2 protein-coding genes are annotated in these 25,144 nt (G+C 74.5%); one reads left to right on the top strand and one right to left on the bottom strand.

The annotated features are described in order from the left end of the window. Positions 1 to 8: 8 nt before the first annotated feature. Complete coding sequence (locus tag ACLJPY_RS02065) at positions 9 to 1,388, bottom strand: glycosyltransferase (protein WP_410586245.1); 1,380 nt, start codon at positions 1,386 to 1,388, stop codon at positions 9 to 11. 218 nt (positions 1,389 to 1,606) lie between these two features. Here ACLJPY_RS02065 and ACLJPY_RS02060 point away from each other — a divergent pair, with 218 nt between their 5' ends. After that, on the top strand, positions 1,607 to 25,144 hold the full coding sequence (locus ACLJPY_RS02060; protein ID WP_410586244.1) for an SDR family NAD(P)-dependent oxidoreductase: 23,538 nt from the start codon (positions 1,607 to 1,609) through the stop codon (positions 25,142 to 25,144).

The raw sequence follows: 25,144 nt of genomic DNA, 5'->3' as shown, positions 1-25,144 counted from the left end.
GTCGCTCCTCAGGCCAGCGCGGGCAGCTTCATCAGCAGATCGGCGGCGGTGCGCCGCCCGCCCGCGGCCTGCAGCAGCGCGGACGTGTGGGCGGCCCGCTCGGTGAACGCGGGTTCGGTCAGCACGCGGGTCAGCTTGTCCACGACGTCGTCCGGGTCCACTGTGTACGGCCGGTCCACCGTGAGGCCGACACCGAAGCTCTCGGCGCGCACCGCCTGGTCGTAGCAGTCCACCCACAGCGGCCGGGACACCAGCGGCTTCCCGAAGTAGAGGCCTTCGTGGTAGGCGTTCCCGCCGGCGTGGTTGAAGAACACCCGGACCTTGGGGTGGGCCAGCACGTCGAGCTGGGACGGCAGCCAGCTTTCGATCCGCAGGTTGGCCGGCAGCGATCCGGCCGGCGGCAGCAGGTGCTGCTGCTCGGCGGGCAGCTTCCAGAGGAACTGGTGCGCGCTCAGCCGCCGGGCCACCTCGACCAGCGCGTGCACCTCGTCCCGGGTCAGCCGGGTGATCGTGCCGAAACCCATGTACACCACGGAGTCCTGGGCGTCCAGCCAGTCGGTGATGCTGCGGTCGCCGGGTGCCTGCGGCAGGTCCGGGACGAGCGCGCCGACCAGTTTCACCTTGTCCGGCAGCGTGAAGGGGTAGTCCAGTTCCGCCACGGAGAAGCACAGCACCAGATCGGCGAGGTCGATCCGGGCCATCGCCTTGGCGGCCGCCGGCGCGATGCCGAGCTGCTTGCGGATCTCGCCGCCCTGCTTGAGCACTTTGGACATCCGGGGGTTGGCGAACATGAGGACGGTGCGCAGCTTGAACAGCCGGTTGGCCAGCTGCTGAACCGCGCTCATCGGGTACGGCAGACCCGAGCGCGGCACCGGGAAGCCCCGTGGCGTGTAGGACTTGCTGAACGGGATGTTGCCGGTCAGCACGTTGCTGGGCAGGAACGGTACGGTCGGCACGAACGGGATGCCCTTGGTGATGGCCAGGTTGAGCGCGAACGTGCACATCACGTCGATCACCATCAGCGCGGGCCGCACCTGCGCCACGACGGCCTCGAGCCGTCGGTACTTGTCCACCTGCAGGCTGGGGTCGTAGGAGTGCTCGATCAGCGCCTTGGTGGCCTTGAACCGCGAGCGCTGGGTCACCGCCGCGTACACCTCGTCGTCCCAGGTGACCGCGGACAGCTCCGGCACCGGGTCGCCGAGCGAGGCGAACCGCACCTCGCTGCGGCCGGACAGCGCGGTGACCTCCGCCCGCCGGTGTTCGTCGGTGGCGAACCAGAGGTCTTCGGTGCCGCGGGCGGCCAGCTCGCCCGCCAGCACCAGCAGCGGGTTCAACAGCCCGCTCTCCGGTAGGCCGACGAAGAGAATGGGGCGCTGGGCGGTGTCCATGGGAACTGCCTTCCCTTGTCGCGGTCGTCCTGCTGTGCCGGTCGTCCTGCTGTGGCGGGGTCAGTCCGAAGTGTGCGCCGGTACGCCCAGGGAAAACCCCAGCTCTGGCCGGAATACCGGCTGCTCGGGCGGCCTTTGGGAAAAAGTACAGTCGGGCCGCTCATACAGTCGCCGATCGAAGCCGTGGCAAGACCTACGACGTTCGAGGTGGTCGAGTGATGGGCAGTGCAGCAGCGAACCAGGCCGCCGGCGGTGATCCGGCGGCCCGTGGTGGCCGGGCGGGGTACCTGCCGGTGCTGCTGTCCGCATCGGAGCCCGGCGCGCTGGCCCAGCAGGCCGCGGCCTGGCGGGCCGTGCTGGAGTCCGGGGCGGCCGTGCGGGACGTCGCGTTCTCCGCGGCCACCGGCCCGGCCGGTCTGCGGTACCGCGCCGCGGTGGTGGGCGCGGACCGGGCGGAGCTGCTGGCCGGGCTGACCGGTCTCGACGGCGCCGTGCGCGGGGAAGCCGGGCACGGCGGCCTGGCGTTCGTGTTTTCCGGCCAGGGCGCGCAGCGGCTCGGCATGGGCCGGCAGCTGCACGCCCGGTTCCCGGTGTTCGCGGCGGCCTTCGACGCGGCCTGCGTGGAACTCGACCGGCACCTCGACCGTCCACTGAAGACTGTGGTGTGGGCCGAGCCCGGCGCCGCGGAGGCGGAGCTGCTCGACCACACCCGCTACACCCAGCCCGCGCTGTTCGCGTTCCAGGTGGCGCTGTTCCGGTTGCTGGCGTCCTGGGGCCTGCGCCCGGACGTGCTGACCGGGCACTCGATCGGCGAGCTGGCCGCCGCCCACGTCGGCGGGGTGTGGTCGCTGCCCGACGCCGCCCGGCTGGCCGCCCACCGCGGCCGGCTGATGGAAGAGCTGCCGGACGGCGGCGCCATGGTCGCCGTGGCGGCCACCGAAGAGCAGGTGCGCCCGCTGCTGGCCGGGCACGAGCACGAGCTGTGCGTCGGCGCGGTGAACGCTCCGGGCTCGGTGGTGCTCTCCGGCGCGACCGAGGCTGTCCTGTCGGCGCAGCAGCGGCTGCGGGAGCAGGGTCACCGCACGCGCAGGTTGGTGGTCAACCGGGCCTTCCACTCCCCGCTGGTCGAGCCCGCACTGGCCGGGCTGCGGGAAGTCGCGGACTCTCTGACCTACCGAGACGTGCGGCTCGCCGCGGTGTCCACCCTGACCGGTGTGCAGGTGACCGAGGAGGACTGGACCAGCCCGGAGTACTGGGTGCGCCAGGCCCGCGGCACGGTCCGCTTCGCCGACGCCGTTGCCACCCTGCGCGAGCTCGGCGTGACCGCGGTGCTCGAGCTGAGCGCCGACGCGGTGCTCGCCGCCCAGGTCGCCGAATCCCTGTCCGGAGTGGCGGTGGCCGCGCTGCGCACCGGGCAGGACGAGGAGCGCGCGCTGGTGACCGCGCTGGCCGAGCTGCACGTGCACGGGGCCGGCCCGGACTGGGCCGCGTTCTTCGCCGACCGCCCCGCCCGCCGGCTCCCGCTCCCCGTCGGCGCGCCCGCCGCGGTCGAGACCCCGGTCAAGGCGGGCGCGCCGGCGGAGACCCCGGCGGCGGTGGCCGGGATCCCGGCCGTGGTGGCGGAGAGCCCGTCGGCGGTGGCCGAAATGCCGGGCGCGGTGGCCGGGATGCCAGGTGCGGTGGCCGAGACCCCGGCCGCCCAGGCCGCGGCGGCCTCGGTGGCGGAGGTCCCGGCGGCGGCCGAGACCCCGGTCGCCCCGGACAACCCACTGGCCCGTGCACTGACCGGACTGCCTCCCGCCGACCGGGTGCCGCACCTGATCGAGCTGGTCGCCCGTGAGGCGGCCGCGCTGCTGGCCGCCGACGGCGTCGGTACCGAAAACGACCTCGCCCCGGACCGCGACTTCGCCGAACTCGGCTTCGACTCGCTGCGCGTGGTGCGGCTGCGGGACCGGCTGGCCGACGCCACCGGGCTCGCCCTGCCCGCGTCCCTGGCCTTCGACTACCCGACACCCACCGGACTGGCCGAATTCCTCGCCGGCGCCCTCCTCGGCACCGGGCGCGACGAGCGGGCCACGCCCGCGCCGCGGCCGTTCTCCGACGATCCGATCGCCATCGTCGGCATGGCCTGCCGCCTGCCCGCCGGGGTGCGCTCCCCGGACGACCTCTGGGAATTGGTCGCCGGCGGGGTCGACGCCACCACGGAGTTCCCGGCCGACCGCGGCTGGCAGCTCGACGGCGGGCACGCCCGCGGCGGTTTCCTCACCGACGCCGCCGGGTTCGACGCCGGCTTCTTCGGCATCGCGCCGCGGGAGGCGCTGGCCATGGACCCGCAGCAGCGGCAGCTGCTCGAGGTGTCGTGGGAAGCGCTGGAACAGGCGGGCATCGACCCGGCCGGGCTGCGCGGCAGCGCCACTGGCGTGTTCGTCGGGACGAACGGCCAGAGCTACGCCACCGTCGCCGGCAACGCCGCCGAGGACCTCCAGGGCCACACCGGCACCGGCCTGGCCGCCAGCGTGCTGTCCGGCCGGGTGTCCTACACCCTGGGCCTGGAGGGGCCCGCGGTGAGCGTGGACACCGCCTGCTCGTCGTCACTGGTTTCCCTGCACCTCGCCGCGCAGGCCCTGCGCAACGGGGAGTGCGGCCTGGCGCTGGCCGGCGGGGTGACCGTGATGGCCACCCCGCACAAGTTCGCCGAGTTCGCCCGCCAGGGCGGCCTGTCCTCGGACGGCCGCTGCAAGTCCTACGGCGACGACGCCGACGGTGTCGGCTGGGCCGAAGGCGTAGGCGTGCTGGTGCTCGAGCGGCTGTCCGACGCCCGGCGCCACGGTCACGAGGTGCTCGCGGTGGTCCGGGGCAGTGCGGTTAACCAGGACGGCGCGTCGAACGGCCTGACCGCGCCGAACGGTCCGGCACAGCAGCGAGTGATCCGGCAGGCGCTGGCTTCGGCCGGTCTGTCCACTCAGGACGTCGACGTGGTCGAAGGGCACGGCACCGGCACGAAACTGGGTGACCCGATCGAGGCCCAGGCGCTCTTGGCGACGTACGGCCAGGACCGGGAAACCCCGCTGTGGCTGGGCTCGCTGAAGTCCAACATCGGGCACGCCCAGGCCGCGGCCGGGGTGGCCGGGGTGATCAAGATGGTGCTGGCGATGCGGCACGGGGTGCTGCCGCCGACCCTGCACGCCGGGACGCCGTCGTCCCGGGTGGACTGGCAAGCGGGCGCCATCCGCCTGCTTACCGAGCAGGCGGCCTGGCCCGCGACCGGCCGGCCGCGCCGGGCGGGGGTGTCCTCCTTCGGGATCAGCGGCACCAACGCCCACGTCGTCCTCGAAGCCCCCGAGCCGGCCGAAACGCAGCCGGAACCGCCCGAGGCGCCGGTGCCGTTCGTGGTGTCGGCCAAGACGCCGGACGCGCTGCGGGACCAGGCCGCCGCGCTCGCCGCGCACCTCGACGTGCACGAGCCGCACCCGGTGGACGTGGCCTGGTCGCTGGTGGCCTCCCGGACGGCGTTCGACCACGCCGCGGTGTTCACCGACCGCGAGTCGCTGCGGGCCGGCCGCCCGGCCGCGACCGGCGTCCGCGTCCGCGGCAAAGTCGCGGTGTTGTTCTCCGGTCAGGGCGCCCAGCGGGCGGGGATGGGCCGTGAGCTGGCCGAGCGGTTCCCGGTGTTCGCGGCGGCCCTGGAGGAAATACTATCCACTTTGGACATAAGCGGGCTACGCGAGGCGATGTGGTCCGGCGACGGCCTGGAGCGGACGGAGTACACGCAGCCGGCGTTGTTCGCGGTTGAGGTGGCGTTGTTCCGGCTGGCCGAGTCGTGGGGCGTCAGGCCGGATTATGTGGCTGGGCACAGTATCGGTGAGATTTCGGCGGCGCACGTGGCCGGGGTGCTGTCGCTGGCTGACGCGTGCCGCCTGGTGGCGGCTCGGGGCCGGTTGATGCAGGCGCTGCCCGCCGGGGGCGCGATGCTGGCCGTGCGGGCCACCGAGGCCGAGGCGCGGGCGTGGATCGAGGGCACCGACGTCTCGATCGCCGCGGTGAACGGCCCGGACGCGGTGGTGCTGGCCGGGCCGGAGGCGGCGGTGATGGCGCTCGCGGAGGGCCGCCGGGCCAAGCGGCTGCCGGTGTCGCACGCGTTCCACTCCGGCCTGATGGACCCGATGCTGGCCGAGTTCGCCGAAGTCGTTCAGGGGATGGAGTTCCACCTCCCGCGGATCCCGGTGGTCTCCAACCTGACCGGCGAGCTGGTCCGTGCGTTCGACGCCGATTACTGGGTCCGGCACGTGCGGGAGACCGTCCGGTTCGCCGACGGGCTGGCCACGTTGCGGGACCAGGGGGTGCGGACGTTCGTCGAACTCGGCCCGGATGCGACGTTGACCGCGCACGTGGCCGGGCTCGCCGACGTGACCGGGATCGCGGCCCTGCGCAAGGGCCACCCCGAAGAGGAATGCCTGCTGCGGGCGCTGGGCGCGATGCACGCGCGGGGCGTCCGGATCGACTGGGCGGCCTTCTTCGCGCCGTACCGCCCGCGCACGGTCCCGTTGCCCACGTACGCCTTCCAGCACGAGCGCTACTGGCCCACGCCCAAGCCGGTCGTCTCGGACGCCTCCGGCCTGGGCCAGCAGGCGACCGGGCACCCGGTGCTCAGCGCCGCCGTCGCCCTCCCGGACGCCGCGGGCGTGGTGCTGACCGGGCAGCTGTCCGTGCGCACCCACCCGTGGCTGGCCGAGCACCGGCTGGACGGCCGGATCACGTTCCCGGCCAACGGGTTCCCCGAACTGGTGATCCGCGCCGGCGACGAGCTGGGCTGCGGCGCGCTCGGCGAGCTGGTCGTGCGCTCGCCCCTGGTGCTGCCCGAGCAGGACGCGGTGCAGATCCAGGTGCACGTGGGCGCCGAGCGGGACGGCGATCGCCGGTTCGTGCTGCGCTCGCGCACCGGCGCGGACGACTGGACCGAGCACGCCACCGGCCACCTCGTCCGGCCTACCGCTGCCGCGGGCACCGCTTTGGCGTGGCCGCCCGCCGACGCCGACGTCGTGTCCACCGCCGGACCCGGCGTCTGGAAGCGCGGCTCGGAAGTCTTCGCGGAGGTCGAAGGCCCCGCCGCGGACGGCTGGGGCCTGCACCCTGCGCTCCTGGACAGCGCACTGCACGCGCTGGCCTCGGGCGGGTCCGCCGGTGGGTTCGCCCACCGCTGGCGCCGCACCACCCTGCACGCCACCGGCGCCACCGTGCTGCGGGTCCGGCTGGCCGGTACCGACCTCGTCGCCGTCGACCCGGACGGCGCTCCCGTCCTCACCGCCGAACTGGAGCTGGCCGCCGAGCCGGTCCAGCCGGACGGCGCCGACCGCCGGACCCTCTACCGCATCGACTGGCTGCCGACGTCGGCCGAAGTGTCCCCGCGGCCGCCGATCCTGGTCGGCGCCGACCCGTTCGGTCTCGAAACCGGACATTCGGTGGCCGGTCTCGCCGAGGTCCCCGACGGCTCGGCGCCCGTGGTGGTTGCGTTCTCCGGAGAGGGCGACGAGTGCGGCTCCGCGCACGACCTGAGCTGCCGTGCGCTCGCCGTGGCCCAGGAATGGCTGGCGGAGCCGCGCTTCGGCGGCGCCACGCTGACCGTCGTGACCCGTGGTGTGTGGTCCGGTGCGGACGTGGCTGCGTCGGCGGTGTGGGGCCTGCTGCGGGTGGCGCAGTCGGAACACCCGGGCCGGTTCCGCCTGGTCGACCTGGACCCCGCTGCGGGTCCGGCCGACCTGGCCGCCGCGCTCGGTTCTGCCGAGCCGCAGCTGCGGCTCGGCGCAGGTGACGTGCGTGCGGCCCGGCTGCGGCCGGTCCGGCTGCCGCGCGCGGAGTCCGGCTGGGACTGGGACGGCACGGTCTTGATCACCGGCGGCACCGGCGGGCTGGGCCGGGTGCTGGCCCGGCACTTGGCCGGGCAGGGCTTCCGGCACCTCGCGTTGGTCAGCCGGTCGGGTCCGGCGGCGGACGGCGTCGACGAGCTGGTCGCGGAGCTGGCCGGGCTGGGTTGCCGGGTCGATGTCCGGGCCTGCGATGTGGCCGACGCCGAGGCGGTGCGGGAGCTGGTCGGAAACATCGAGCCGCCGTTGACGGCGGTGGTGAACGCGGCCGGGGTGCTGGACGACGGTGTGATCGATTCCCTGACCCCGCAGCGAATCCACGACGTGCTGCGGGCCAAGGCCGACGCCGCGTGGAACCTGCATCAGGCCACTTTGGACCACGACCTGGCCGGGTTCGTGCTGTTCTCCTCGATCGCCGGCAGCCTCGGCGTTGCCGGGCAAGGCAATTACGCCGCCGCCAACACGTTCCTTGACGGCCTGGCGCTGCACCGGCGGGGGCTTGGGCTGCCCGCGGTTTCGGTCGCCTGGGGCGCCTGGTCGCCCGAGGTGGGCATGGCTTCGCGGCTGCGCGACGTCGACATCGCCCGCATGCACCGCGAGGGCCTCCCGCCGTTGTCGGTCGAGCTGGGCCTCACGTTGTTCGACATCGCGGTCGCGGCCGAGGACCCGCTGCTGGTCCCGCTGCGCCTCGGCCACGCCGCCCTGCGGGCCCGGACCGACCTCACCCCGCTCTGGCACGAGCTGGCGGGCGCCCGGCGGGCCACCGCGGCCACCGGCACGACCGCCGCCGCCGGCGCCTTCGCCGGGCTCAGCCGGGCCCAGGTGCGCGAACAGGTGCTGACCACCGTCTGCGCCGTCGCCGCCGAGGTGCTCGGGCACGCGTCGGCTGCGGAAGTCTCGGCCGGGCGGGAATTCCGCGAACTCGGCTTCGACTCGCTGATGTCGGTGGAGCTGCGCAACCAGCTGGCCGCGGCGACGCAGCTGGCCCTGCCCGTGTCGCTCGTCTACGACTACCCGACGCCCGAGGTGCTGGCCGGCTACCTGGCGGCCATGCTGCTCGGCGAGCGGGCCGGCACCGCGGTGGCCGAGGCCGGGGACGTGTCCGGTGAGCCGATCGCGATCGTCGGGATGGCCTGCCGGTTCCCGGCCGGCGTGACCTCGCCCGAGCAGCTGTGGGAGCTGGTCGTGGCCGGCCGCGACGGCATCGGGGACTTCCCCGCCGATCGTGGCTGGGACCTGGCCGCGCTGGCCGGGGACGGCCCCGGCCGCAGCGACACCCAGCGCGGCGGGTTCCTCGCCGACATCGCCGGGTTCGATGGCGCCTTCTTCGGGGTTTCGCCGCGTGAGGCGCTGGCGATGGATCCGCAGCAGCGGCAGCTGCTCGAGGTGTCGTGGGAAGCGCTGGAACGGGCCGGGATCGACCCGGCGGGGCTGCGCGGCAGCGCCACCGGCGTGTTCGTCGGGACGAACGGCCAAAGTTACGGCTCGGTGGTCGAGGGCGCCGAGGAAGACCTAGTCGGCCACACCCTCACCGGGGTTTCGGCCAGCGTCATGTCTGGCCGGGTCGCCTACACCCTCGGGCTGGAAGGCCCGGCGGTGAGCGTCGACACGGCGTGTTCGTCGTCGCTGGTGGCGTTGCACTGGGCGGGGCAGGCGCTGCGCGCGGGGGAGTGCTCCTTGGCCCTCGCCGGTGGGGTGACGGTGATGTCGTCGCCGAACGGGTTCGTGAAGTTCACCCGCCAAGGCGGTCTCGCCGCGGACGGCCGGTGCAAGGCGTACGCCGACGGTGCGGACGGCACGGGCTGGTCCGAGGGTGTCGGCGTGCTGGTGCTGGAGCGGCTGGCGGATGCGCAGCGCAACGGCCACCGGGTGCTGGCGGTGGTGCGGGGCAGTGCGGTGAACCAGGACGGCGCGTCCAATGGGTTGACGGCGCCGAACGGTCCGGCGCAGCAACGGGTGATCCGGCAGGCGTTGGCGTCGGCCGCTCTGTCCACTCAGGACGTCGACGCGGTGGAAGGTCACGGCACCGGCACGAAACTCGGCGATCCGATCGAAGCGCACGCCCTGTTGGCGACGTACGGCCAGGACCGGGAAGCGCCGTTGTGGCTGGGTTCGGTGAAGTCGAATCTCGGCCACACCCAGGCCGCGGCCGGTGTCGCCGGGATCATCAAGATGGTGCAGGCGATGCAGCACGGGATCTTGCCGCCGAGCTTGCACGTCGATGCCCCTTCGACGCAGGTGGACTGGTCCGCCGGTGCGGTGCGGGTGCTGACCGAAGCCACGCCGTGGCCGGAAACCGATCGGCCGCGCCGGTTCGGCGTGTCGTCGTTCGGGATCAGCGGCACGAACGCCCACACCATCATCGAGGCGCCGGAGCCGGTCGCCCCGGCCGAAGTGGTCGAGCGGGACGTGCTGGTGCCGTGGGTGCTCTCGGCCAAGTCGCCCGAAGCGGTGCGGGCGCAGGCCCTCCGGCTGGCCGAAGCGCTTCCCGACGGCGACGCGGTCGATGTCGGCTGGTCGCTGGCCACGACCCGGACGGCGTTCGACCACCGGGCGGTGGTCTTGGCCGCGGACCGCGAGTCCGGCGTCGCCGCCTTGCGCAGGCTGAGCGAAGTGGGGGAACGAACGCACGGCAAGTTCGCGATCCTGTTCTCCGGTCAGGGCGCGCAGCGGGCGGGGATGGGGCGGGAGCTGTACGCCCGGTACCCGGTGTTCGCCCGCGCCTTGGACGAAGTGCTGGCCGAGCTCCCGGTCGAAGGCCTGCGGGAGGTGATGTGGTCCGGCGACGGGCTCGATGAGACCCGGTACACGCAGCCGGCGTTGTTCGCGGTCGAGACGGCGTTGTTCCGGCTGGTCGAGTCCTGGGGCATCAAGCCTGATTTCGTGGCCGGGCACAGCGTCGGGGAGATCACGGCGGCGCACGTCTCGGGTGTGTTGTCGCTGGCGGACGCGTGTGCGCTCGTCGAGGCTCGTGGCCGGTTGATGCAGGAGCTGCCGCCGGGTGGGGCGATGCTGGCGGTGCGTGCCACCGAAGCCGAGGCCCTGGCGTGGATCGAGGGCACCAACCTGTCCATCGCGGCGGTCAACGGCCCGGACGCCGTGGTGTTGTCGGGGCCCGCGGAGGCGATCGACGCCATCACGGCCGAGCGGGCCAAGCGGTTGCCGGTCAGCCACGCCTTCCACTCCGGCCTCATGGAACCGATGCTGGCGGACTTCGCGCGCGCCCTGGACGGCTTGACCTTCAACGAACCCACGATCCCGCTGGTGTCCACTGTGACCGGTGAGGGCACCGAGCCGGGCGGCGTCGAATACTGGGTCCGGCACGTCCGGGACACCGTGCGCTTCGCCGACGGCCTGACCACCCTCCACCGCGAAGGGGTCCGGACGTTCCTGGAGCTCGGCCCGGACGCCACGCTGACCACGCACGTGGCCGCACTGGCCGACGTGACCGGGATTCCGGCCCTGCGCAAGGACAAACCCGAGACCGAATGCCTGCTCCGCGCCTTGGGCGCGGTGCACGTGCAGGGCGTCACCGTCGACTGGGACGCCTTCTTCGCCCCCCTCGAACCGCGGCGGACCGACCTGCCCACCTACGCCTTCCAGCACGAGCAGTACTGGCCCACGCCGCGCGCCACGGGCGACGCCGCCGGGCACGGCCTGGAGACCACCGGCCACCCCCTGATCAGCGCCATGGTGCCGATGGCCGACGACACCGGCCTGGTCCTCACCGGACGGCTGTCGCTGCGCACCCACCCCTGGCTGGCCGACCACGTCGTCGGCGGGCAGGTGCTGTTCCCCGGCACCGGGTTCGTCGAACTGGCCACCTGCGCCGGGATCGAGACGGGCCTGGGCCGGATCGAAGAGCTGACGCTGCTGGTCCCGCTGGTCATCCCCGAGCGGGAAGCCGTGCAGCTCCAGGTCCGGGTCGACGGCGACGGCGCGCTGGCTGTCCACGCCCGCCCCGAGGGCGGCGTCTGGACCCGGCACGCCACCGGCGAACTCACCGCCGCGGCCCCCGCCGAGCCGGTCACCGGGTTCGACGCGTGGCCGCCGCCGGGCGCGGAGCCGATCGACGTCACCGGCTGCTACCGCGGCTTCGCCGCCTCCGGCTACGGCTACGGCCCGGTCTTCCAGGGCCTGATCGCGGTGTGGCGCCGCGGCAGCGAGTACTTCACCGAGGTCGAGCTGCCGGAGCAGGCGGTGGCCGCCGCGGCCCGGTTCGACCTGCACCCGGCCCTGCTGGACGCCGTGCTGCACACGCTGCTGGTGGCCCGCCCGGTCGGGGACGAGCAGCGGCTGCCGTTCGCGTGGCAGGGCGTGACCGTGCACGCGGCCGGCGCGACCCGGCTGCGGGTCCGGCTGACCGACCTCGGCGGCGACGCGATGGCCATCACCGCCGTGGACGGCACGGGCCGCCCGGTCATCACCATCGACTCCCTGCGCGACCGCGTGGTCTCCGGCGCTTCGCCGGCCCGTCGCCGCGGTGCGCTGCACACGATCCGCTGGACCCCGGCCGGACCGGTCGACGCCCGGCTGCCCGAGGTCGCCCTGGTCGGCGCGGACTCCTTCGGCGTGCGGGACGCCCTCGACCGCGTCGACGTGCCGGTCCGGCAGGTCGCCGAACTGCCGGACCTGATCACCCGCGACGGTGCCGCCGTGCCCGCGCCCGGCCTGGTGCTGGCCCCGCTCAGCGTGCCGGACGACGTCGTCGGCGTGCCCGCCGCCACCCACGCGGTCACCACCGTCGTGCTCGGGCTGGTCCAGCAGTGGCTGGCCGAGGCCGCGTTCGCCCGGTCCCGGCTGGTCTTCGTGACCCGCGGAGCCCAGTCGCCGTCGGAGGTGAACGGCGTGGTCGCCGCCCCGGTGTGGGGGCTCGTGCGGGCCGCGCTCACCGAAAACCCGGACCGCTTCGCGCTGCTGGACCTGGACCCGGCCGCCGAGGCCGACGGGGCCCTGCTGGCCGGGGCGCTGGCCGGCGGCGAGCCCGAGGTGCTCGTCCGCGACGGCCGGGTGCTGACCGGCACCCTCGTCGCCGCCGACACCGGCCTCGCCGTGCCGGACGGCGCCACGACGTGGCGGCTGGCCATGGTCGAGCAGGGCAGCCTGGACGGCCTGGGCCTGGTGCCGTGCGAGCTGCCGGAACCGCGCGGGCGCGAGGTGCGGATCGAGGTCCGTGCGGCCGGGCTGAACTTCCGGGACGTGCTCAACACGCTGGGCATGTACCCGGGCGAAGTGCCGCTGCTGGGTGCCGAGGCGATGGGCGTGGTCACCGCGACCGGCCCGGACACCGCCGACCTGCGCGTCGGTGACCGGGTGATGGGCCGGGTCACCGGCGGCTTCGGCCCGGCCGCCGTCGTGGACGAGCGGTACCTGACCGCCGTGCCGGACCGGTGGTCGGACGAGGAGGCCGCCGGGGCGCCGGTCGCGTTCCTCACCGCGCTCTACGGCCTGATCGACGTGGCCGCGGTCCGGCCCGGTGACCGGGTGCTGATCCACGCCGGCGCCGGCGGGGTCGGCATGGCCGCGATCCAGGTCGCGCAGTGGCTGGGCGCGGAGGTGTTCGCCACGGCTAGCGAGCCGAAGTGGCCGGTGCTGCGCGAACTCGGCGTCGCCGCGGACCACATCGCGTCCTCCCGCGCCCTGGACTTCGAGGAGGACTTCCGCGCGGTGTCGGGCGGCCACGGCATGGACGTGGTGCTGAACTCGCTGGCGGGTGAGTTCCTGGACGCCTCGGTGCGGCTGCTGGCCGAGGGTGGCCGGTTCGCCGAGATGGGCAAGACCGACCCGCGCACCGACATCCCCGGCTACCGGGCCTTCGACATCGCCGAAGCCGGCCCGGACCGGACCCGCGAACTGCTGCGCCTACTGACCGAGCTGGTCGCCGACGGCACCCTCCGCGCCCTGCCGGCCCGCGCGTTCGACGTCCGCCGGGCCGCCGACGCGATGCGGATGATGAGCCAGGCCAAGCACGTCGGCAAACTCGTGTTGACCATGCCGCGGGCCTGGGACCGCGCCCTGCCGGTGCTGATCACCGGCGGCACCGGCGGTCTCGGCCGCCTGCTGGCCCGGCACCTGGCCGGGCAGGGCTTCCGGCACCTGGTGCTCAGCTCGCGCCGCGGCGCCCGCGCCGAGGGCATCGACGAGCTGGTCACCGAGCTGGCCGCCGCGGGCGCCCGGGTGGACTTGCGGACCTGCGACCTGACCGATCCGGTCGCGACCACCGGCCTGGTCACCGCGTACCCGGCGCTGTCCGGCATCGTGCACGCCGCCGGGGTGCTGGACGACGGGCTGGTCGAATCGCTCACCGCCGACCGGCTCGGCCGGGTGCTGGCGGCCAAGGCCGACAGCGCCTGGTACCTGCACGAGGCCACCCGCCACCGGCCGGTCGGCGGGTTCGTGGCGTTCTCCTCCGTCGCCGGGATCTTCGGGTCCGCCGGGCAGGGCAACTACGCGGCGGGCAACACCTTCCTGGACGGCCTGCTGGCCTACCGCCGGTCACTGGGCCTGCCCGGCGTGTCGATCGCCTGGGGCGCCTGGGAACCGGCGGGCGGGATGACCGCGACCCTGTCCGAACAGGACATGAGCCGGATGCGCCGCAAGGGCCTGCCGCCGCTGCGTGCCGAAGACGGGCTGGCCCTGTTCGACCGGGCCGTCGGTGCGGTCGAACCGCTCGTGGTCGCCGTCGACGTAGATCCCCGGCAGCTGGCCGCCCGTGACGCGCTGCCACACCTGCTGCGCGGGCTGGCCGGTCCGAAGCGCGTGGCGTTGCGCCGCGCCGGGCCGGGCGAGGCCGCCGCCACCGAGCGGGGCGGCTGGGCCGCCGAACTGGCCGGCCGGAGCGACACCCAGCGCCGTCAGGACGCCCTGGCCCTGGTCCGGGCGCAGGCCGCGCTGGTGCTCGGGCACGCGGACGCCGGAGTCATCCGCCCGGACCGGGAGTTCCGCGAGCTGGGCTTCGACTCGCTGACCGCGGTCGAGCTGCGCAACCGGCTCGGCCAGGCCACCGGCCTGCGGCTGTCGGCCACCCTCGTGTTCGACCACCCCACGCCGGAGCAGCTCGCCGGGCACCTGCTCGACCAGGTCGCCCCGGCCCCCGCCCCCGCCCCCGCCCCGGCCCCGGCCGCGGTCGTTTCCGCCGCGCCGGACGACGACCCGATCGCGATCGTCGGCATGGCCTGCCGCTTCCCGGACGGGATCGACACGCCGGAACGGCTGTGGGAGGTCGTGGCCGGCGGCCGGGACACCATCACGCCGTTCCCCGAGGACCGCGGCTGGGACCTCGACGCGCTGTGCGCCGACGACCCGGACGCCCCCGGCCGCAGCGCCACGCGGTTCGGCAGCTTCCTGCGCGACGCCGGCGGGTTCGACGCCGAGTTCTTCGGCATCGCCCCGCGCGAGGCGCTGGCGATGGACCCGAAGCAGCGGCTGGTGCTGGAAACCTCCTGGGAGGCGCTGGAGCGCTCCGGGATCGACCCGGCCGGCCTGCGCGGCGGCCGGGCCGGGATCTTCCTCGGCGCGTCCAGCAGCGACTACCCGGGCATGCTGACCGGCCACCCGGACACCCGGGGGCTGCGGATGACCGGCACGATCCCCAGCGTCCTGTCCGGCCGCGTGGCCTACACGCTCGGCGTGGAGGGCCCGGCGCTCACGGTGGACACGGCTTGTTCATCGTCGCTGGTGGCCCTGCACCTGGCGGCGCAGGCGCTGCGCTCCGGCGAATGTTCGCTCGCGCTGGCCGGTGGCGCGACCATCATGGCCGGTCCCACGCTGTTCGTGGAGTTCTCCAAGCAGGGCGGCCTGGCCGAGGACGGCCGGTGCAAGGCCTACGCCGACGGCGCGGACGGCACCGGCTGGGCCGAAGGCGTCGGCGTGCTGGTCGTGGAGCGGCTGTCGGACGCCCGCCGCCACGGGCACCGGGTTCTGGCCCTGCTGCGCGGCAGCGCGGTCAACTCCGACGGCGCGTCCAACGGCCTGACCGCGCCGAGCGGCCCCGCGCAGCAGCGGGTGATCCGGCAGGCACTGGCCGCCGCCCGGCTGGCTCCGTCCGATGTGGACGCCGTGGAGGGGCACGGCACCGGCACGAAGCTGGGTGACCCGATCGAGGCCCAGGCGCTGCTGGCCACCTACGGCCAGGACCGGGAAACCCCGCTCCTGCTCGGTTCCGTCAAGTCCAACATCGGGCACACACAGGCCGCGGCGGGTGTCGCCGGGGTGATGAAGATGGTGCTGGCCATGCACCACGGCGTCCTGCCGAAGACGCTGCACGTCGGACGGCCCTCCGGCCACGTCGACTGGACCGCGGGCGCGGTCAGCGTGCTCACCGAGAACGTCGGCTGGCCCGAATCCGGCCGCCCGCGCCGGGCCGGTGTCTCCTCGTTCGGGATCAGCGGCACCAACGCCCACGTCATCCTCGAGCAGCCGGAACCGGTGGCCGAGCCGCCGGTGTCCCGGCCCGACGTCGTGGTGCCCTGGGTGCTGTCGGCCAAGTCGCCCGAGGCGCTGCAGGCCCAGGCCGCCGCCTTGGCCGGGCTCGCGGCCGAGGCCGACCCGGTGGACGTGACGTGGTCCCTGTTGACCGCCCGGACCGGCTTCGACCACCGGGCCGCCTACGCCGACCACCGGTCGCTGCAGGCGGGCCGCCCGCTGGCCCGGGGCGAGCGGCACGACGGCCGGCTGGCCGTGGTGTTCTCCGGCCAGGGCGCGCAGCGCGCCGGGATGGGCCGGGAACTGCACGCCCGCTTCCCGGAGTTCGCCCGTGCCCTCGACGAGGTGCTCGCCGAGCTGGCCGAGCAGAGCCTGGGAGACTTGCGCGAGGTGATGTGGTCCGGCACGGACCTGGACCAGACCCGCTACACCCAGCCCGCCCTGTTCGCCGTCGAGGTCGCGTTGTTCCGGCTGGTCGAGTCGTGGGGCGTCCGGCCCGATTTCGTGGCCGGGCACAGCATCGGCGAGATCACCGCCGCGTACGTGGCCGGGCTCTTTTCCCTGCCGGACGCCTGCGCGCTGGTCGCCGCGCGCGGCCGGCTCATGCAGACGCTGCCGGCGGGCGGCGCGATGCTCGCGGTGCAGGCCACCGAAGAGCAGGCCCGCCGGTGGCTCGCCGGCCACGAGGATCGAGCTTCGCTGGCCGCGGTCAACGGCCCCACCGCGGTGGTGCTGGCCGGCGCCGAGGACGTCATCGCCGCGATCGAACGGCAGGCCGAGGGCCACCGCCGGACCCGGCTGGCCGTCTCGCACGCCTTCCATTCGCCGTTGATGGAACCGATGCTCGCGCAATTCGCGCACGCCTTGGACGGCATCGCCTTCCACACCCTGCGGATTCCGGTCGTCGCCGGCCTTGCTGGGGACGAGCTGGCCGACATCGGTTACTGGGTGCGGCACGTGCGGGAGACCGTCCGGTTCGCCGACACCGTGTCTGCGTTGCACGAAAGCGGTGTCGGCACGGTCCTCGAACTCGGGCCGGACGCGACGCTCACCACGCACGTGGCCGCCCGCGACGGCGTGGCCGCGATCCCGGCCCTGCGCCGCGACCGCGGCGAGGAGGAGTGCCTGGTGCACGCGCTGGCCGCGCTGCACGTGCGGGGCGTGCCGGTCGACTGGGCGGCGTTCTACGCGCCGCTGAAGCCGAAGGTCGTCGACCTGCCCACCTACCCGTTCCGGCACCGCCGGTTCTGGCCGGACCCGGTCACCGGCACAGGTGACGCGTCCGGCCTGGGCCAGCAGGCGACCGGGCACCCGCTGGCCGCGGCCGCGGTGGTGCTCCCGGCGGGGGCCGGCGTGCTGCTCACCGGCCGGTTGTCGGCGCGCACCCACCCGTGGCCGCCGGACGGCGTGGTACCCGGCGCGGCCCTGCTCGACCTGGTGATCCGGGCCGGCGACGAAGTCGGCTGCGGGCGGCTGGCCGAGCTGGACCTCGGTGCGCCGCTGGTACTGCCGGGTCGGGACGCGCTCGCGGTGCAGGTCCGGGTGGGCGCGAACGACGGCGGCCGCCGCGTTGTCACCGTGCACTCGCGTCCGGCTGAAGTACTGGATGTGCCGTGGACCGAGCACGCCACCGGGTTCCTTGAGGCCGGTGGGGCTGGTGGCCCTGCCGCGGCGTTGGCAGGGGCGCTAGGAGAAGCCCTCGAGGCGGGCGGGCGCGCCCCGGCCGCGCTGGCAGGGGCGCCGGACGAGGCGGAGGTGCCGGGCGCGTTGCGGGCCGAGGGCGCCACTGGGTTCCTCGAGGCAGGCGGCACCGCCCCGGCCGCCGCGGTGGCAGCGGCGCCGGGCGAGGCCGCCGCGCCGGACGTGTCGTGGACCGAGCACGCCACCGGATCCACCGAGGCGCGCCTCCCCACCCCGACCGCCGCGATGACGTGGCCGCCGGAAGAAGCCGAACTGCTCGACCTGCCCGGCCTGACCGGAGCCTGGCGGCGGGGCACGGAACTGTTCCTCGCGGCCGAAGTCGCCGAGCCCGGCGGCTACGGTCTGCACCCAGCCCTCCTGGAGGCCGTGCTTTCGCCCGCGGTGCTGGCCGAGGCCGGCGTAACCGGGGTCCCGCGCTCCTGGACCGGCGTAAGCCTGCGGGCGTCCCGTGCCACCGCGCTGCGCGTCCGGCTGATCGTGGCCGACGGAACCGCGTCCCTCACCGCGGTCGACCCGGCCGGTGAGCCGGTGCTGACCGCCGAGCGGATCCGCTTCGGGGAGCCGGCCACTCGCGACGTGACCGCCGAGACCCTGTACCGGGTGGAGTGGCTGCCCGTCACGGCCCCCGCGGGACCCGCCGGCCGGACCGTCCTTCTGGGCACCGACCCGTTCGGCCTGGCCGAGGGCCTCGGCTCGATCGAGACCCCGGCCGCGCTGGCCGGGGACGAACAGCGGGTGCTGGCCGCGCTGGACGGCGACGGCTCCGCCCACCAGGCCACGGTTCGCGCGCTGGCGCTGGTCCAGGAGTGGCTGGCCGAACCTCGCTGCCGCGGGGTGGAGCTGGTCGTGCTGACCCGTGGCGTCTGGTCCGGCACGGACCTGGCCGCGGCCGCCGTCTGGGGCCTGCTGCGCTCGGCGCAGTCGGAAAACCCCGGCCGCATCCGCCTGATCGACCTCGACACCACCGCCGGTCCGGCCGACCTGGCCGCCGCGCTGGGGTCGGACGAGCCGCAGCTGCGGGTCGGTGCGGGTGACGTGCGTGCGGCCCGGCTGCGGCCGGTTCGCTTGCCGCGGGCGGAGTCCGGCTGGGATCGGGACGGCACGGTCTTGATCACCGGCGGCACCGGCGGGGTCGGCCGGGTGCTGGCCCGGCACCTGGCCGAGCAGGGCTTCGGACATCTCGCGTTGGTCAGCCGATCGGGTCCGGCCGCCGACGGCGTCGACGAACTGGTCGCGGAACTGGCCGGGCTGGGCTGCCGGGCCGAGGTCCGGGCCTGCGATGTGGCCGACGCCGAGGCGGTCCGGGAGCTGGTCGAAAACATCGAGCCGCCGTTGACGGCGGTAATCAACGCAGCCGGAGTACTGGACGACGGCGTCATCGATTCCCTGACCCCGCAACGAATCCACGACGTGCTGCGGGCCAAGGCCGACGCCGCGTGGAACCTGCACCACGCCACGTTGGACCACGACCTGGCCGGGTTCGTGCTGTTCTCCTCGATCGCCGGCACCCTGGGGTCCGCCGGGCAGGGCAACTACGCCGCCGCCAACACGTTCCTCGACGGCCTGGCGCTGCACCGCCACGGCCAAGGGCGGCCCGCGGTGTCCGTCGCCTGGGGCGCCTGGTCACCCGAGGTGGGCATGGCCTCCCGGCTGCGCCCGGCCGACCTCACGCGGATGCGCCGCGACGGCCTGCCGCCGCTCAGCCTGGCGGACGGCCTGGCTCTCTTCGACGCGGCGGTGTCCGCGCCGGACGCCCTGCTGCTGGCCCTGCGTCCGGACCACACCGCGCTGCGGGCCCGCACCGGCCTGGCCCCGCTGTGGCACGAGCTGGTCCCGGCCCGCCGCGCCGCCGCCACCGCGCTCCAGCCGGCCGCCGGGGGCTTCGCCGCCGAACTCGCCGAGCTGACCCGCGCCCAGGCCCGGAACCGGGTGCTGAACGACGTCCGCACGGTCGTCGCCGAGGTGCTCGGCCACTCGTCGGCCACGGAGGTGCCGGCCGGGCGGGAGTTCCGCGAACTCGGCTTCGACTCGCTGATGTCGGTGGAGCTGCGCAACCGGCTGGGCACGATCACCGGGCTGTCGCTGCCGGTGTCGCTCGTCTACGACTACCCGACCCCCGACGTGCTGACCGGGTTCCTGCTGACCACGCTGCTGGGCGAGAGCCGCCCGGAGGCACCCGTGGTGGAAACCCGGGACGTGTCCGGCGACCCGATCGCGATCGTCGGCATGGCCTGCCGGTTCCCGGCCGGGGTGGCCTCCCCGGAGGACCTGTGGCGGCTGGTGATCGGCGGCGAGGACGCCGTGCGGCCCTTCCCGGCGGACCGTGGCTGGGACCTGGCCGCGCTGGCCGGCGACGGCCCCCGCCGCAGCGACACGCAGTACGGCGGCTTCCTGGCCGACGCGGCCGGGTTCGACAACGCCTTCTTCGGGGTTTCACCCCGCGAAGCGCTGGCGATGGATCCGCAACAACGTCAACTGCTCGAGGTGTCGTGGGAAGCGCTGGAACGGGCCGGGATCGACCCGGCCGGGCTGCGCGGCAGCGCCACCGGCGTGTTCGTCGGCACCAACGGCCAGAGCTACGGCTCGGTGGTCGACGGGGCCGAGGAAGACCTGGCCGGGCACTCCCTGACCGGGGTTTCGGCCAGTGTGCTGTCCGGGCGGGTGTCGTACCTGCTGGGGCTGGAAGGTCCGGCGGTGAGTGTCGACACGGCGTGTTCGTCGTCGCTGGTGGCCTTGCACTGGGCGGGTCAGGCGTTGCGGGCGGGGGAGTGTTCGCTGGCGTTGGCCGGCGGCGTGACGGTGATGGCCTCGGCCAACGGGTTCGTGAAGTTCACCCGCCAAGGCGGTCTCGCTCCGGACGGTCGCTGCAAGGCGTACGCGGACAGCGCTGATGGCACGGGCTGGTCCGAGGGTGTCGGCGTGCTGGTGCTGGAGCGCCTTTCCGACGCCCGGCGCCACGGGCACGAGGTCCTGGCGCTCGTCCGGGGTTCGGCGGTGAACCAGGACGGTGCGTCGAACGGGTTGACGGCACCGAATGGTCCTTCGCAGCAGCGGGTGATCCGCCAGGCGTTGGCGTCGGCGGGTTTGTCCACTCAGGACGTCGACGCGGTCGAGGGGCACGGCACCGGCACGAAGCTCGGTGACCCGATCGAAGCGCACGCCCTGCTGGCGACGTACGGCCAGGAGCGCGAGACGCCGTTGTGGCTGGGTTCGGTGAAGTCGAACATCGGCCACACCCAGGCGGCGGCTGGTGTCGCCGGGATCATCAAGATGGTGATGGCGATGCGGCACGGTGTGCTGCCGCCGAGCTTGCACGTGGATGAGCCGTCGACGCAGGTCGATTGGTCCGCCGGTGCCGTTGAGGTGCTGACCGAACCGACGCCGTGGCCGGAAACCGACCGGCCGCGCCGGTTCGGCGTGTCGTCGTTCGGGATCAGTGGCACCAACGCGCACACCATCATCGAGGCCCCCGAGCCGGTCGCAGCGGCTGAGCGGGAAGCACGGGACGTGCTGGTGCCGTGGGTACTTTCGGCCAAGACCGCCGACGCGCTCCCGGCGCAGGCCGCGCAACTGGCCGACCACCTCCCCGACGGCAGCACCGTGGACATCGGCTGGTCGCTGGCCACCACCCGGGCCGCGCTCGACCACCGGGCCGTGGTGCTGGCCGCGGACCGGGCATCCGGCCTCGCCGCTCTGCGCGAGCTGAGCGAGACCGGCACCGGGGACGGCCGCTTGGCGATCCTGTTCTCCGGTCAAGGCGCGCAGCGGGCGGGGATGGGCCGGGAGCTGTATGCCCGGTACCCGGTGTTCGCCGCAGCGCTGGACGAGGTGCTGGAACAGCTGGGGATCGAGGGGCTGCGGGAGGTTATGTGGTCCGGCGAGGGGCTGGACCAGACCCGGTTCACGCAGCCGGCGTTGTTCGCGGTCGAGACGGCGTTGTTCCGGCTGGTCGAGTCCTGGGGCATCAAGCCTGATTTCGTGGCCGGGCACAGCGTCGGGGAAATCACGGCGGCGCACGTGGCCGGTGTGTTGTCGCTGGCGGACGCGTGTGTGCTCGTCGAGGCGCGTGGCCGGTTGATGCAGGCCCTGCCTTCGGGTGGAGCGATGCTGGCGGTCCAGGCCACCGAGGAGGAAGCGCGGCAGTGGACCGAGGTGTCGATCGCGGCGGTCAACGGTCCGCACGCGGTCGTGCTGTCCGGCACGGAAGAAGCGATCAGCAGGATCAAGGCGGACCGGGCCAAGCGGTTGGCGGTGTCGCACGCCTTCCACTCCAGCCTGATGGAACCGATGCTGGACGAGTTCGCCCGGGCCCTGGACGGCATCACGTTCCACGCGCCAGAAATTCCGGTGGTTTCGAACGTGACCGGTGACCTGGTGACCGAGTTCGGCACCGGCTACTGGGTCCGGCACGTCCGCGACACCGTGCGGTTCGCCGACACACTGGAGACGTTGCACGCCAACGGAATCCGCACCTTCCTGGAGCTGGGGCCGGACGCGACGCTGACCACCCACGTGGCCGCACTGGCCGACGTGACCGGGATCGCGGCCCTGCGCAAGGACAAACCGGAGGACGAGTGCCTCCTCCGGGCGTTGGGCGCGGTGCACGTGCGCGGGGTCGCCGTCGATTGGGACGCCTTCTTCGCCCCGCTCGAACCGCGGCGGGTCGACCTGCCCACCTACGCCTTCCGCCACCGGCGCTTCTGGCCCACCCCGGGCGTGGCCGGTGCGGACGGCACCCGGCACCCGCTGCTCACCGCCGTGACCGCCCGCGCGGGCGGTGCGGACGTGGCCCTGACCGGACGGCTGTCCGTGCGGACCCACCCGTGGCTGGCCGATCACGTCGTCGGCGAGCGGATCCTGTTCCCCGGCACCGGATTCGTCGAGCTGGCGATCCGCGCCGGCGACGAGGCCGGCTGCGGCCGGATCGAAGACCTGACCCTGCTGGCCCCGCTGGTCATCCCCGAGCAGGGCGCCGTGGACGTCCAGGTCTGGGTGGCCGAGCCGGACGCGGCGGGCCTGCGCGCCCTGGACATCCACGCCCGTCCGGACGGCGGCGAGTGGACCCGGCACGCCACCGGAACGCTGGCTCCGGCGGCCGCATCGCCGGCCGACGGCTTCACCGCTTGGCCGCCCCCGGGCGCCGTGGCGGTCGACACCGCCGGGTTCTACGCGGACTTGGCCGCCCTCGGCCTGCACTACGGCCCGGTGTTCCAGGGCTTGCGCGCGATCTGGCGGGGCGACGACGGCGACTGGTACGCCGAAGTCGAGCTGCCCGAGGACGCCCACCAGGGCGGCCTGGGCCTGCACCCGGCGCTGCTGGACGCCGCCCTGCACGCCATCCGCTTCGTGCGTTCGGAAGACCGCGACCAGGATGCGGGCCCGGCATTGCCGTTCGCCTGGCGCGACGTCGAGCTGTCCGCGCAGGGCGCCGGCACGCTGCGGGTCCGGCTGCACCGCGCCGAAGACGACTCCGTGGTGCTGACCGCGGCCGACGCCACCGGAGCACCGGTGATCACGGTCGGTGCGCTGGCGCTTCGGGCCATCCCGGCCGAGACCACGCCGAGCACCCGCGACGGCCTGTTCGGCATCGACTGGACGCCGGTGACGGCCACGGCCGAAGTCACCGAGGTGGCCGTGGCCGGAGCCGATCCCTGGCAGGTCGCGGACGCACTGCGCGGCCGCGGCATCGACGTGCGCACCGCACCCGGCTTGGCCGCGCTGGGCGCCCCGCCCGGGGTGGTGCTGGTGAGCGTGGACGCCACGGGAGAGCTGCCGCGGGCCGCGCACACGGCCGCCGGCCACGCGCTCGAACTGGCCCGGGAGTGGCTGGCGGTGACCGACTCCGCGTCCGCATCCCGGCTGGTGGTGCTGACCCGCGGTGCCCACGCCGACTGCCCGGCCGCGGCCCCGGTGTGGGGCCTGGTGCGCAGCGCCCGGTCGGAAAACCCCGGCCGCTTCGGCTTGGTGGACCTCGACACCGGCGACCTCGACCCGGCCGCACTGGCCCGGGCGGTGGTTGGCGACGACAGCGAGGTGTTGATCCGGGACGGTGAAGTATTGGCCGGCCGTTTCGTCCGCGCGGCCACCGGCGCTCCCGAGCCCGGGAATGCCGAGGCTGCCGGGCGGCCGGTGCCGGCCGGTGGATCCAACGGCGAGACTCCTGCCGCCGGCTTGGGAAACGCCGGTGCCGGAGACCTTGAGCGTTCGGTGCCGCGCGGCGGGTTCGTCGGCGAGACCGCCGCCGATCAAGCGAACGGGGATGCCGGGCGCCCGGTGCCGGCCGGTGGATCCGTCGGCGAGACCTCCGCCGACCTGGCGGCCGCGGCTCAAGCTGCGCAGCGGCCAGCGCCAGCGGGCGGTTCCCTCGGCGAGCACGCCGCCGATCCGGCGGTGACCGGACAACCCGCCCAGCCACTGTCAACCGACCCAGCACAAACCGAGCCCTGGGACCCCACCCGGCCCGTGCTGATCACCGGCGGGACCGGCGGTCTCGGCCGCCTGCTGGCCCGCCACCTGGCCGCCCAGGGATTCCGGCACCTGGTGCTCACCTCCCGCCGCGGACCGGCGGCCGAGGGCATCGACGCACTCGTCGCCGAACTGGCCGCCACCGGCACGCAAACCCAGGTGCTCGCCTGCGACCTCACCGATCCCGCCGCCACCGCCGACCTCGTCGCCCGCTGTGGCGACCTGACCGCCGTGGTGCACGCCGCCGGGGTGCTGGACGACGGGCTGGTCACCTCGCTCACCCCGGACCGCCTGCACCCCGTGCTGGCGGCCAAGGCCGACGCGGCCTGGCACCTGCACGAGGCCACCCGGCACCGGCCGCTGGCCGGGTTCGTCACCTTCTCGTCGCTGGCCGGCGTGCTCGGCGGCCGCGGACAGGGCAACTACGCGGCCGGCAACGCCTTCCTCGACGCGCTGGCCGCCCACCGCCGCGCCCAGGGCCTGCCCGGGCAGTCCATCGCCTGGGGGTCCTGGGAGCCCACCGGCGGCATGACGGCCACGCTGCCGGCCGCCGACCTGGAGCGGATGCGGCGGTCCGGCTTCCCGCCGCTGCCCGCCGCGACCGGGCTGGCCCTCTTCGACGCCGCCCGGGGCGCCGATCGCGCGCTGGTCGTGGCGACCGGGTTCGACGCGGCCGCGCTGCGGGCCCGGGACGAGCTGCCGGAGCTGCTGCGCGGGCTCGTCCGCGGGCCGCAGCGCCGGGCCGCCGCCCGGAGCACCCAGCCGGTGGCCGCGCTGGGCGACCGGCTGGCCGGCCTGTCGCGGAACGAACAGCAGGACACGGTGCTCGGCGCGGTGCGCACCCAAGTCGCCCGGGTGCTCGGGCACGGCGACGCCGGGTCCGTCGGCGCCACGGAGAGCTTCAAGGACCTCGGGTTCGACTCGCTGACCGCCGTCGAGCTGCGCAACGGCCTCACCGCCGCCACCGGGCTCAAGCTGCCGGCCACCCTGGTCTTCGACTACCCGACGACGTCGCTGCTGGCCGAGTACCTGCTGGGCAAGCTGGCGCCGATGAACCAGGCCCCATCCGGGTCCCTGGTCGACGAGCTCGACCGGCTGGAAGCCCTGCTCGACCCGAAGACCGCGAAGGGCCGGGACGGCGAGCGGATCCTGCACCGGCTGGAAGGCCTGACCGCACGAGTCCGGCAATTGTCCTACTCCCAACCGGCCAAGAATGAAGGCCGGACCGATGACGACCTCAGCACCGTCTCCGTCGACGAGCTGTTCTCGATCATCGACCAGGGTTTCGGTTCCGGACAGGACTGA

This window comes from Amycolatopsis sp. lyj-23, from assembly GCF_046549135.1.
Lineage (GTDB): Bacteria > Actinomycetota > Actinomycetes > Mycobacteriales > Pseudonocardiaceae > Amycolatopsis.
Note: the sequence above shows the minus strand (reverse complement) of the source record. Positions and strands in the feature narration are given on the sequence as shown.

Excerpts from the sequence above, each read along its gene's own strand:
- ACLJPY_RS02065 (WP_410586245.1), bottom strand. The coding sequence starts at position 1,388 with ATGGACACCGCCCAGCGCCCCATTCTCTTCGTCGGCCTACCGGAGAGC.
- ACLJPY_RS02060 (WP_410586244.1), top strand. The coding sequence starts at position 1,607 with ATGGGCAGTGCAGCAGCGAACCAGGCCGCCGGCGGTGATCCGGCGGCC.